The 12,055-nt window shown below is 69.5% G+C and carries 11 protein-coding genes; 4 read left to right on the plus strand and 7 right to left on the minus strand.

The genetic code is table 11. The features are described 5' to 3' along the window. Window positions 1–89: 89 nt before the first annotated feature. From ACR81A_RS05765 to ACR81A_RS05785, 5 genes are read right to left on the minus strand one after another with little or no spacing between them, the layout of a single operon-like run. Window positions 90–1,313, minus strand: coding sequence for a multidrug effflux MFS transporter (locus ACR81A_RS05765; RefSeq protein WP_237462575.1), 1,224 nt, complete (start codon window positions 1,311–1,313; stop codon window positions 90–92). Beyond that, on the minus strand, window positions 1,310–2,332 hold the full coding sequence (locus tag ACR81A_RS05770) for an alpha/beta hydrolase (protein WP_440312970.1): 1,023 nt from the start codon (window positions 2,330–2,332) through the stop codon (window positions 1,310–1,312). Before ACR81A_RS05770 ends, ACR81A_RS05765 begins: the two co-directional genes overlap by 4 nt. Further along, window positions 2,329–3,405 carry an alpha/beta hydrolase gene (locus tag ACR81A_RS05775; RefSeq protein ID WP_440312971.1) on the minus strand — a complete coding sequence of 359 codons (1,077 nt, stop codon included), beginning with the start codon at window positions 3,403–3,405 and terminating at the stop codon, window positions 2,329–2,331. The genes ACR81A_RS05770 and ACR81A_RS05775 overlap by 4 nt, the downstream gene beginning before the upstream one ends. Window positions 3,406–3,407: 2 nt before the next feature. Continuing rightward, window positions 3,408–4,373: an aldo/keto reductase gene (locus ACR81A_RS05780; RefSeq protein ID WP_440312972.1), complete on the minus strand. Its 966-nt coding sequence runs from the start codon at window positions 4,371–4,373 to the stop codon at window positions 3,408–3,410. Window positions 4,374–4,411: 38 nt separating this feature from the next. Continuing rightward, window positions 4,412–5,530, minus strand: a complete 1,119-nt coding sequence (locus ACR81A_RS05785; protein WP_202382039.1) for a zinc-binding dehydrogenase — start codon at window positions 5,528–5,530, stop codon at window positions 4,412–4,414. A 135-nt stretch (window positions 5,531–5,665) separates the two neighbouring features. Here ACR81A_RS05785 and ACR81A_RS05790 point away from each other — a divergent pair, with 135 nt between their 5' ends. Continuing rightward, on the plus strand, window positions 5,666–7,099 hold the full coding sequence (locus ACR81A_RS05790; RefSeq protein WP_440312973.1) for an amidohydrolase family protein: 1,434 nt from the start codon (window positions 5,666–5,668) through the stop codon (window positions 7,097–7,099). Window positions 7,100–7,157: 58 nt separating this feature from the next. Here ACR81A_RS05790 and ACR81A_RS05795 read toward each other — a convergent pair whose 3' ends face one another. Beyond that, window positions 7,158–7,901, minus strand: coding sequence for an SDR family NAD(P)-dependent oxidoreductase (locus tag ACR81A_RS05795; RefSeq protein WP_440312974.1), 744 nt, complete (start codon window positions 7,899–7,901; stop codon window positions 7,158–7,160). Between the two features lie 133 nt (window positions 7,902–8,034). Between ACR81A_RS05795 and ACR81A_RS05800 the strand changes: the two genes are divergently transcribed. Continuing rightward, window positions 8,035–9,039, plus strand: coding sequence for an aldo/keto reductase (locus ACR81A_RS05800; protein ID WP_440312975.1), 1,005 nt, complete (start codon window positions 8,035–8,037; stop codon window positions 9,037–9,039). A gap of 61 nt (window positions 9,040–9,100) precedes the next feature. Here the strand turns inward: ACR81A_RS05800 and ACR81A_RS05805 are convergent, their stop codons facing one another. Then, entirely contained in the window at window positions 9,101–9,832 is a 732-nt protein-coding gene (locus tag ACR81A_RS05805) for an alpha/beta fold hydrolase (protein ID WP_440312976.1), read from the minus strand. Between the two features lie 193 nt (window positions 9,833–10,025). Here ACR81A_RS05805 and ACR81A_RS05810 point away from each other — a divergent pair, with 193 nt between their 5' ends. Beyond that, window positions 10,026–11,000, plus strand: a complete 975-nt coding sequence (locus ACR81A_RS05810) for a methyltransferase (protein WP_440312977.1) — start codon at window positions 10,026–10,028, stop codon at window positions 10,998–11,000. 9 nt (window positions 11,001–11,009) lie between these two features. Then, window positions 11,010–12,050: a hypothetical protein gene (locus tag ACR81A_RS05815; protein WP_202382045.1), complete on the plus strand. Its 1,041-nt coding sequence runs from the start codon at window positions 11,010–11,012 to the stop codon at window positions 12,048–12,050. The last annotated feature ends 5 nt before the right edge of the window (window positions 12,051–12,055 follow it).

The following is a 12,055-nucleotide window of genomic DNA, read 5'->3' on the forward strand; positions in this document are numbered from 1 at the left end:
ACGGTACTGCGGTTGTCTGTGCGTGACCACTCGGACCGCATGCTGGCCCAGATCGCGCCAGAGATTGGGATCGCGGAGCGCGCGGACACTCATCCCACATCGCGGGGAGCGAGTCGGCGCACCACGCAGACCGCAACAAGCGCGGCGCCCGTTGCACCCGCGGCGATGCTGACGACCATCGTGAGCGCGGAGGTGCCGGCGAGCGCCGACACGACCGGCGCGGCCACCGCCCCCGCGGTAAACGTCGCCATCCCGAGGAGCGCGGACGCGGTGCCTGCGCGCGAGCCGTGTCCACCGAGCGCCAGCGTGGTCCCGTTGGGGCCGCCCAGCCCGGCCGCCCCTAAGAAGAGGGCGAGGAGCACGATCACCGTGAGGGCGGGTGCCCCTGAGATCGTTGCGATCGCGAGCGCGAGCGCCGCGAGCGCCCCCGCGACCTGGCCGATCAGATACATGCGTGCGGTGCCGAAACGCTGCACGAAGACTCGGCTGAGCTGCGCGCCGCCGAGCTGCGCGAGCGCGTTGACGGCGAACACGACGCTGAACAGCTGCGGGGTGAGCCCGAACTGGCCCTGCAGCACGAAGCTCGACATCGACAGGTACGAGAAGAACGCCGCGCCCCCGAGGCAGGCGGCGACCATGAGCGCCACGAACAGGGGGTCGCGCAGCACCGCACCCGCGTGGCTCACGGTAGTGCGCAGCACGCCGCCGGAGTGCCGACCCGTCGTGAGCGTCTCCCGGAGTCCAAACTGTGCGACGAATACGAGCACCACACCCACACCGGCGAGCACGAGGAAGATCCCGCGCCAGTCCATGAAGCGGGCGAGCTGCCCGCCGATGACCGGCGCGATGATGGGCGTGAGCGACGTGACGAGCGCGAGCAGCGAGAGCATGCGTGAGAGTTCGACGCCGTGGAAGAGGTCGCGCGCCACCGCCATCGAAATGACGACGCCCGCGGAACCCGCGACCCCCTGCAGGAGCCGTGCGGCGAGCAACACCTCAATTGAGGGCGCGAACGCGCACACTGCGGACAGTACCGCGAACAGCACCACGCCGACCACGAGCGGCCGCTTCCTGCCGAAGCGGTCGGAGAGCGGGCCGGCGAGGAGCTGCCCGAGCCCCAGGCCGATCATGCACACCGACATCGTGGCCTGCGCCAGCGCATCGCTCGTGCCGAGGGAGTGGGCAAGCTGGGGGAGCTGCGGCAGGTAGAGATCCATGGAGAGCGGACCGAATGCCTCGAGCGCCCCGAGCACGAGGGTGATGCGCAGGAGGCTCATGGGTCGCCCCGCCGCGGCGGATCCTGCCCCGCTCATCGCGTGAGGATCCGGCGCCACCAGCTCGCGCGCGCAGCGTTCGCGGCGCGTGAGACTTCAGCGTCGGGGGAGAATCCGGTGAAGCCGTGGTAGGCGCCCGCCCACACGTGGAGCTCAGCCTCGCCGCCGGCCGCCCAGATGCGCGTGGCGTATGCGACGGTTTCGTCACGGAACACCTCCGCAGACCCGACCTCCAGAAACGCTGGCGGGAGCCCCGACAGGTCGGCCGCCCGCGCGGGGGCGCGGTACGCGGAGACCTCGGCGGCGCCACGATCGGTTCCGAGCGCCGCAGTCCACCCGGTGTGGTTGTTGTTTCGATCCCACGCACCGAAACCGTCGTATTGCCGCGCGGAGACCGTGTCATTGCGGTCGTCGATCATGGGGGTGTTGACGAGCTGTCCCGCGATCCCTGGCCCGCCGCGATCGCGCGCGAGGAGCGCGACGGCTGCAGTCAACCCGCCGCCGGCTGAGGTGCCAGAAACCACGATGCGATCGGGATCGACGCCGAGCTCCGCTGCGTGCTCCGCGAGCCACACGAGCGCCGCGTAGCAGTCCTCGGCCGCGGCTGGCGCGGGATGCTCGGGGGCGAGCCGATACTCGACCGCGATCCCGATCACGCCGTATTGCTCGGCGAGCTCGATGAGTTCGCCCGTGCCGAAGAAGCGAGTGCCGAGCACATACCCGCCGCCGTGAATGCCAAGCACCGCGGGGCGCGGGCCGAGCGCGTGCGGCGCGGCCGGGCGCACAATCGTGATCTCGACATCGGGCGCCCCGAGCGGGCCGGGGATGAGGCGATCCTCGAACGTGACGTCGCGCCCGGCAACCTGCTCGGCCATCGGCTGAATGATCGTGGCGAAGTGGGCCCGGTTTGCGGGGATGGTGTCTGCGCGGAGCGGAATTCGTTCGACCAGGTCAAGGAAGAACGCGAGCCCGGCTTCGAGCTCGGGGTCGTAGGGGGCGGGAGCCGGTGGTGTCGCCCCTGCGGGGTCCGGCTCAGCTGCAGACGAGTGCCCGGTCATGATGCCTCCGCTCGGCCAAGGATGCGGCGCAGCCACGAGTCCCGGCTCGCGAGCGCCGCGCGCGTGATCTCAGCCTCCGGCGCGTACATGTCGAAGCCGTGGCAGCCGCCCGACCAGACGTGCAGCTCTGCGTCGCCGCCCGTCTCCCAGATGCGTCGCGTGTAGCTCACGTCCTCGTCGCGGAACATCTCGGCGGCCCCCACCTCGACGAACGCGGGCGGGAGCCCTGAGAGGTCATCCGCGCGGGCAGGGGCGGCGTACGCCGGTGCAGTCTCGGAAAACGCGAGCGCGTCGCCCAGCACGCACTGCCACGCGAGCAGATTGGCGTCGCGCTGCCAGGTGCCGATGCCGTCGTACTGCATGCTCGACACACTCGTGTTCATGTTGTCGAGCATGGGGCACAGGAGGAGCTGCCCAGCAATCGCGGGGCCGCCACGATCCCTCGCCATGAGCGAGACTGCCGCTGCGAAGCCGCCACCTGCGCTCCCGCCCATCACGATGAGCCGGGCAGCGTCGCCGCCGAGTTCGGCCGCGTGCGCGGAGACCCAGCTCGTCGCCGCGTAGTTGTCCTCGACCCCCGCGGGGAAGGGGTCCTCGGGGGCAAGGCGATACTCGACGTTCACCGCAATGACGCCGTGCCGCGCAACGAGGTCTGCCACGCGCTCGTGCTCCCAGGAACGGTGCCCCACGATCATTCCGCCGCCGTGGAAGTTCACGAGGAGTGGCAGCGCGGCGCGGTTGGCCCCGGCCTCGGCCCCGTTCTCGTCCTCGCGCGGCGAGAACACCGTGAGCTCGATCTCGGGGGCGCCGGTGGGCCCGGGGATGCGCAGCTCGCGCACGGCGATGCCATGGGCTTTCGCGACGGAGGCGCCGTCGGGAAACGCTGGCCCGGTGCCGCGGAGCGAAGCGAGCGATTCGCGGGTGAGGGGCGGGGCACCGCTCGTGGCGAGGGCCTCAAGCGCGGGGACGACTTCGGGGTCGAACGGTACCGGTGGGGTGCTCGGGGATCCGTGGGCAAAGGGACCCGCGGTGCTCGAGCTCCGTGCCTCGCACGGTGTCTGCTGCTGGGTCATGTTCACGGCCCTTCGGGGTCGACGAGGCCGCGGTCGGCCCAGAACGGTTCCACGCTCGCCCGGATGTCCGCGGAGCCGACGCGCTCGAGCAGTTCGAGGCTGCCGAGGTTTGCCTCGAGTTGCGCGACGCTCGAGGCCCCGAACAGTGTGGTGGCGGTGGCGGGGTGAGTGAGTGTGAACGCGATGGCGAGCTGGGCGGGGGTCGCGCCGAGCTGTTCCGCGAGCGCGACGAAACCGGGAACGTCGTCGATGATGCGCTGTCGGATTCCGCCGGGATCGCGCCCCACTTCGCGCTCGGTCGACACCTTCCCTGCGAGGTAGCCGCCCTCCATCACGTCGGAGGCCTGCATCGAGAGCCCACGTGCGAATACGCGCCCGAACGGCTCGCCGTCCGGGATCGAACGTCGCGACACGCTGTATTTCAGCTGCGCGATCTCAGGGCCTGGGACGCCCTCGGCATCGGCAATGTCGAGCAGCGCGGTTACGTTCGACGCCGACCAGTTGTTCACACCCCAGGCGCGGATGAGCCCGTCGGCGGTGAGTTCTGCGAGGTTCAGCACGATGTCTCGGAGCGCGAGGTCGTCGCGGCGGAGGTCCCCGAGAATGACGAGATCGGCGTGCTCGGCACCCACGCGGAAGAGCGCCCCGTCGAGCTGGCTGCGGAAGCCGGTCTGCTCATCCCAGCCCTCGACCCAGAGCTTCTCTGAGAGGAGGTAGTCGTCGCGTGCCACTCCGGCGGCGCGGGTGATGGCCGAGAAGAGCACATCAGTGAACGCGGGCGGGCCGCCGGGGGCGGCGTAGACGCCGACATCGAACAGAGTGATGCCGTGGTCGATCGCCGTGCGAACGAGCTGCACGGCATCCTCGAAGTGCATACGGTCATAGATATGCCACGATCCGAGCGCGAAGACTGAGGTCTCGAGCGCGCTCGTGCCGATCCGGCGGTGGGGAACCAGCGGGTGCGTCATTGCGTGTCCTTTCATGAACTGGGGGCGCGAGGGGCGGGCTAGGCGCGGCGGGGGAGGCGCGGGTCGATGACCGCCTTGACCTCGCGCAGCTCGTGCATGTTGGCGATGCGGTCGGATGCGTCATCGAGGCCGCACGGCTCAGAGAACAGCTCGTCCCACGGGAATCGGTCGGCGAAGATGCGGAAGAACTCGATCGAGCGGTAGTAGTCGGAGACATCACCGTTCAGCGAGCCGACGACGGTGAGCTCCTTGCCCATGATCGCCGAGAGGGGAAACGCGTCACCCGTGGGGCCCGTGGACCCGACGATGGCAATCGTGCCGCGCTGCGCGGCCATCCCGACCGCCTCGGGGCCGATGCTTGGCGCTCCCGCGAAGTCGAGCACGAGGTCGGCTCCCTGGCCATTCGTGAGCTCGTGCACGCGCGCGACCGTGGCCTCCGAACCGCCCGCAATGTCGACCGTGTGGCTCGCGCCGAAGCGCTGCGCGAGCTCGAGTCGGGCAGCGGGGGCGCCGGCGGTGATGACGGTGCCGGCGCCGGAGATGCTCGCGACCGCGGTGGCAAACAGGCCGAGTGCGCCGGATCCCTGCACCACGACGCGAGATCCGGGCCGCACGCCTCCCGCGCGATCGAACGCACGGAGCACGGTCTTCGCCGCGCAGCCTGCGGCGGCGGCCCACGTGTCCTTCACCTCGGCGGGAAGCCGGAGCTTCTGGGCGCCCGGGGTGACGTAGGCGTACTCGGAGAGTCCCGCGGTGGCGTAGGGCGGCACGTCGGTGCGCTGCATGAAGCCGTAGCCGCGCTTCGCGCACGCCACGGGCTCACGGAGCACCGTGCAGCCAAAACACTCGCCGCAGACCGATTCAGACCAGCCGATGCGATCGCCTACCCCGAGTGGGGCGCCGAGTGCGTCAACGGTGCCCTCGCCGACGGCGACGATCTCGCCCACCATTTCGTGGCCGAGCATCATGGGCAGCATGCCGGGGAAGCTCATCTTGCCCGCCCAGATCTCGATGTCGGTGCCGCAGAGCGTGGTGCAGGTGATCCGCACGAGCGCGGCGCCCGGCTCGATCTCCCGGGGAAGGGGAAGGTCCTGCAGTTCGAGCGGGGCTCCATGCGTGGTCAGCACCGCAGCACGGGTGGACGTGGGAATCGTCATTGAGGGCTCCAATCCGGGATTCGGCGCGGCCTCGTTGCCTGAGGCGCCGATCGTGTAGGTTTTATTCTACACACGTTGACCATAAGCGCGAGGGCTGTCTTGACCCCGCCGGTCCGTCCCAACGAAGGGGGAACGATGTTGAATCCTGCGCTGCGCCCACCGCGCGACACTGCTGAGCTCGTGCTGCGCGGTGGGGTGGTCCATGTCATGGACGCCGACGCGCGATGCGAAACGGCGGTGGCGATTGTGGGCGACCGCATCGCCGCGGTGGGCAGTGATGCCGAGATCTCGACGTGGATCGGACCGCACACTCGCGTGGTTGAGCTTGGGGGCCGCGCAGTGCTCCCGGGAATCAATGACTCGCACCTACACGGCTCCTGGCTGGGTGCGCGGTGGCCGCACACTCTGTTTGGGGATCCGGGCGCCGCGGCCGATGCGGAGGGTGATGCGCTCGCTGCCCCGGCGGCCGGCCCACTCGTGCGCACTCGCGCGGAGCGCCGCGCCGCCATTCTCCGGGCGGGCGAACTGCTCTCGGAGCTCGGGGTGACGAGCTACACCGAGCCCGGCATCGGTCCGGGGGAGGACGCGGGGGAGACCGGCAGCTTCCACACAGAGGTGATCGACATCTATCGTGAGCTCGCGGCGGCAGGCGAGTTGCGCCAACGCGTCACGCTCCTCGCGCTCCACGGGGTGCTCGACGGGCCGAGCGAGGTGGCTACGGTGTGCGCGGGGATTGCGCGGCACGGCGAGCTTGCGGGCGAGAGCGACCCCGAGTGGTTCGCGGTTCCCGGCGTCAAGATTTTCGGCGACCTCATTCCGCTCACCCGTCAGGCCTGGACGACGCACAGCTACGACGACGGGACCCACGGAGACCTCTTGGTGGTGGGCGAGGGAATCGACGCGAAGGCTGCGGGGCTCGGCGAGATGCTCCAGGCGGCGCACCGCGCGGGCCTGCAGGTCGGCCTCCATGCCACCGGCGATCGCACGATCGAGCTTGCGCTCGATGCGTTCGAGGCTGCGGCAGCGGAGTCGGGGGCGCCGAGCGTGCGCGAGCTCGGACATGTCATCATTCACGGTGACCTGGTCTCGGCGGAGCAGGTGGCGCGAATGTCCCGGCTCGGTGTATGGCTGAACACGCAGGCGGGCATCGCTGCGCGCACGGGGGAGTGGCTCGCTGGTGCGCTCGGCGCGGAGGTGGCGAATTTGGCCTGGCCGCTCGAGGTGGCACGTCGCGCTGGGGTGCTGGTGCTCTCCTCAGATGCTCCCGTGCTGGACTTTGATTGGCGGCGCGGAATCGCCGACGCGGAGGCGCGGGTGCTCGCGACGGGCGGCTCGGCTGATGCGGCGGCGAAGCACGAACGTCTTGCGGGGTGGCTGCGCTGCTACACCTCCATTCCCGCGGCGCAGGATCGCGCGGCGCAGTGGAAGGGCGCGCTGGAGGCGGGAATGGTCGCTGACCTTGTGGTGCTCGAGCGTGATCCCTTCGCGGTTGGCGCGGAGGGCTTGCCCGGTGTGGCAGTGGATGCCACGGTGCTCGCCGGGCGCGTGGTGTTCGAGCGCGGTGCCTAGCTTGCGTGCGGCCCGGACCGGCGAGCCGGTCTCGGGCCGCACGCATTGCTTCGGGGCCTTAGGTGAGCAGCTGCCCGCCATCGACGGGCAGGCTCACCCCGGTGATGTGGGCGGCCTTTTCGCTGGCGAGATAGCTCACCGCATCGGCGACCTGCTCAACGCGTGCAAGGTCGCCGAGCGGGATCCGGCTGGCCCATGCGGCGCGCGCGGGTGAGCCCTCAGGCATACCTTGCTCGAGCATGGGAGTGAGCACGGGGCCCGGGGCCACGGCGTTGACGCGAATGCCGTGGCCGGCAAGCTCGATCGCGGCCCAGCGGGTGAGGGAGTCGACGGCCGCCTTGCTGGACTCATAGGCCCCCATTCCCGGCGTGGGTTGGCGGCCGCCGATTGATGAGATGTTCACAATGCTGCCACCGCCACCCAGCGCGATGCGGTGGCGGGCGAAGGCCTGGGTCATCGCAAACGTGCCGAGCACATTGACCTCCAGGATGGAGCGGTACGCCTCGGGTGCGAGCTCGGTGACGGCGCCGTGGACGGACAGGATTCCGGCGTTGTTCACGAGCGTGTCGACACCTCCGCGCTCGGCGAGCGAAGCGAAGCCTGCCTCGATTGCGGTCGGGTCGGTGATGTCGAGCGAGATGGCGCGCGCAGTGCCGCCGAGCTCTGCGGCCGCCACCTGGGCTGCATCAATGTCGCGATCGGCAAGGATGGCGTGATCGCCGTGAGCGGTGACCGCTCGGGCGATTGCCTGGCCGATTCCGCCGGCGCCGCCGGTAATGAGAACGGTGCGTGCTGTAGTCATGTGCAGACTCCTGTGTCTTGTGGTCAGCCCAGGGCAGGGCTGGAGGGAACGCGCCTTATATTATACGATTGTAGAAAATAAACGAGCGAACCGCGAGGTGTACCCGCGGTGGCGCGGCTGCGAGGAGGCAGATATGACATTCACTGGCACGGTTCCGCGGCGAGCGCTGGGCCCGAACGGCCCCGAGGTGCCGGTCTTTGCGCTCGGATCCTGGAACATCTGGGATCGCATGGCTGCCCCCGCGCGTCGTGCGCTCATGGCGAGGGCGGTGGAGGTAGGGGCCGCGTTCTTCGACGTGGCGTACTACAACATGGGACCCCATGCCGAGGCTTCGCGCACGGATCTCCTCTTCGGCGAGACCCTGCGCGAGCTGGCGCTCGACCGTTCGGCGTATCAGCTCTGCGGAAAACTGTGGCTCTGGGAGTATCCCGTGACGGGGTTTGCGGAGCAGATGGATGTTTCGCTGGAGCGGATTGGGGCGGGGCGCGGGGGTCCCGAGTCGTTCGACACCGTGGTGGTGGGGGACTTTTTCGGTGATATCGATATCGCGCAGGTGGTTCGCGACGTGCACGCTGAGATCCTCCGCGGCAGCTTTGCGAGTTGGGGGGTCAACAATTGGACAGCAGGTGCGCTGCAGCTCGCCCTCGACACGGCCGCTGCAGAGGGGCTCACGCCGCCGAGCTTCGCGCAGCTCAAGTATGGCCTCGTGCGCCGCAGTATGGCGGAGGGAGAGTACTACGGCGGCTGGTTTGCGGATGGCACGCTCGCGCTGCAGGCCTCTGACGCCTTCGAGGGGGGAATCCTGGTTGGCAAGTTGGCGCCCGCACGAAAGATCGGTGCGGATGTCGGCGAGATTCGAGACCGAATTGTGGCGATCTACCCTGAGGTGGAGCGCATCTCGACGGCGCTTGGGGCGACCCCCGCGCAGCTGGGGCTCGCGTTCTGTCTTGCGAACCCGGCAACCGCGAACGTGCTGTTTGGTGCCTCGCGTGTCTCTCAGCTGGAGGATAATCTCGGGGCGATTGCGCTCTTGGAGCGCGAAGGGGCCGCGCGGCTCCGTGAGCTCACGGCCGAGCTCTGGCTGGATCGCGAGGTACGCGCCGATGGTGTGTGGGCGCCGGCCGGGCCTGGCGACTAGTCTCTGGGTGACGCCGTGTGGCCCCGTGGTGAGTGCCGCGGGGCCACACGCGATCGCACGCTTAGCTCGCGAGGAACTCGACCGCGGCCGAGCGGAACTCGGGGCTGTCAAGCGCGCCTCGATGGTCGCCGGGTACGGTGGTGAAAGATCCCGCCGCGAGCTCCGCGAGAAGTGCGTCACTCCCCGCGGTCATCGGGTCGTCTCCGCCCGCGACGAGCAGGGTGGGGATCCCCGGCGCCGCTGCCGAGGGAATGAACGGTTCTGTCGCGAGGCCGGGAATGAGGCGAGCGAGCGAAGCAGTGTCGCGGCCCGGGGCCGAGATCATTCCGGCCATCATTCCCACCAGCGGGTTCGTGGGAGTCTCGCCGCCGAGCGCTGCAGCGAGCTCTGCGGCATCCACCGCGGCGAAGGGTTCGCTGGGGCTGACCCCACCGAGTACGAGCCGGCGAATCTGTGGGGTGCGGGCCGGTAGGTCCCACGCAAGCCTCCCGCCGAGCGAATAGCCGAGAACGTCGATCGTGCCGTCACCCGCCGCTGCGGAGAGCGCGGTGCTCAGTGCGTCGAGCACCGCCCCTGTGGTCGCCGCAGAGGGGGCCGAGATGGCGGGGCTGTCACCGTGACCGGGGAGGTCGATCGCTACGACTGAGCGGCCGGCCGCGTGTAGTGCGGCGACCCAGCCGGTCGCGAGAAAGTCGTCCTCTGATGAGGAGGCAAAGCCGTGGAGCAGGGCCACGGGTGGCACGGCTGCGGGGGCAGCGTGGTCGAACGGAAAGTGGTGTACGGCAAGCGTCATTGCGGAACCTTTCGTGGGCGAAGCCTGGGGACGGAGTGCGGAGGTACCGCGTCATCGCGTTTTTCTATGCTAGTAGAAAATAAACCCGACGCGCACTGGACTTTGTGTGTCTACGTTCGTAGACTTTCGGCAGCAAGACTCGGACACCGCCGTCCCGTGCACGCGGGCGGCCACGACAGTGAAGGACCCCGTCATGACCGCTACTCCCACCCGCATCGTCGATATCGCGATCGGCTTCATGGGCGCGAAGCAGCTCGCTGCCGCGACCCGTATCGGCCTGTTCCGCGCACTCGCGGACGGACCCCAGGATCTCGCGGGGCTCGCTTCCGCTACGCAGCACTCGGAGCGCCAGGTGCGCACGCTCGCTGACGCGATGAACGGCCTCGGGCTCCTCGATCGTGCCGCCGGGCGCTACAGCCTTGCTGAAGACGCGAAGCAGTATCTCGCCGGCGGCGGTGAGATCGATCTGTCTCCCTTCGTCGCGTTTCTGAACGACATCAGCTACCCGCAGTGGCTCGGCTACGATCGCACCGTCGACACCGACGCTGCGGGCACGCTGGAGCTCGACGAGGCGGGCTGGGGCGACTTCATGGCGGGCGTAATGACGTACAACGCCCTGCACGCTGAGCAGTTCGGCGCCGCGTTTGACTTCACGAGTTTCCGAAACGCGCTCGACTTCGGCGGGCTTGCCGCAGGCTTCTCGTTCGCCGCCATGGCGCAGAACCCGGAACTCACCACCCGCTTCGTGTACGCGCCGGGCTTCACCGAGTCGATCGCGGCTGAGGCCGAGCGTGCGGGCTACACGTCGCGCGTGACGGTTGAAGAGGGGGAGACGGAGAGCACCGAGCCCGGCGGGGAGCATGATCTCGTGCTGCTCACCCACGTGCTGCACCGCTTCGATGCGGCGCAGAATCAGGCCATCCTTGCCGCAGCGCGAGGCGCTGCAGTCGCCGGTGCGAAGCTGATGCTCCTGGACTTCTTCCTCGACGAAGACGCGACGCAGCGCAGCATCGATGCGCTACACGCGGGAGAGTACTTCAACATCGATGGCACGGTTGTGTACCCCATCGCCGAGGTTGAGGGCTGGCTTGCCGAGACCGGCTGGGCCGTCGAGCGACTCGTGTCGCTCCCCGGGAGCCCGCGCGTGCTCGTCGCGACCGCGGTCTAGGGGTGCGCCATGGGGAGTGATCCCGCCGCGGAGGCGCAGCGCGCGCGACTCATTCGCACGCTCGAGGGTCCGATCGACGCCGCATCGATCGGACCCGCGCTCGCGGCCGAGGTGCTCCTTCACGTCCCGGCGCCCCGCCACGGCAACACCGGCACGCCCGCAAGCGATGCCGCATTCGACCGCGCGCCCGTCACCATGCACCGCCTCGGCGCACTGCAGCTCGGCGCGATGAACCGCGACGACGAGACGCTGGGTGAGGCGGAAGCGGGGGAGGCGCTCCGGCGCTGGGTGCGCGCGCTGGCTGATCCCAACGGGGCAGTGATACCGGGAACGCCCCTGGTGGTTGCGCTGGCACCAGAGGTAGGCCGCGAAGCTCGGGTGCCCGGCGCGCTCGGCCGGTTGGGTGGTGAGAGCGGCGTTGCGATCGTCCGCGGCGCCTCGCCCACGGATCCCGATCTCTCGGACGCGGGCCTCGTGGGGGCGGTGTCGGCCGAGAGCCCGGCGCTGCTCGAACAAGCGGCGGCACGGGCCGCCGCCGCGGACCTGCCGCTCGCGCTCGCACCCGTGGGCGGGCTGCCGGAACTCAGGCGCGTCCTGGCGCGGGTCGCCGGCGCCGGGCTTTTCGGCTCGCGTGTGCTGATTACGGGCGTCGCCGGACTCATTGCAGCGGTGCATGCGCCCGGTGTGCCCGGTGTGGGCGCCGATCCCGATCTGCTTGACCAGCTCATCGAGTTGCTTGGCGAGCATGGTGCCGGGGCGGTATTCGACGACCTTGGCCGTGTGCCCAGCGTGGCGACGGTGGTCTCGGATCACGACGTCGCGTGCGCCATACTTCGCGCTGCTGAGCAGGGGGTGGGGCACCTCCTCATGGTGAGCGCCGGGGTACGCGCCAAACATCGCCTGAGCCAGTTCGGCGGGGGCGGGCTTGAATTCGTGCACACCCAGTTTCTGCCCTACCTCGGCGTGTTGGGCGCCTCGCCCGAACTGCTCCATGGGGTTGGCGGCGCACACCTCGCGCGCTTCTTGCGTGTTGACCGAGAGGACCACTGATGTTT

Source organism: Leucobacter chromiireducens (assembly GCF_051993095.1).
Lineage (GTDB): Bacteria > Actinomycetota > Actinomycetes > Actinomycetales > Microbacteriaceae > Leucobacter > Leucobacter chromiireducens.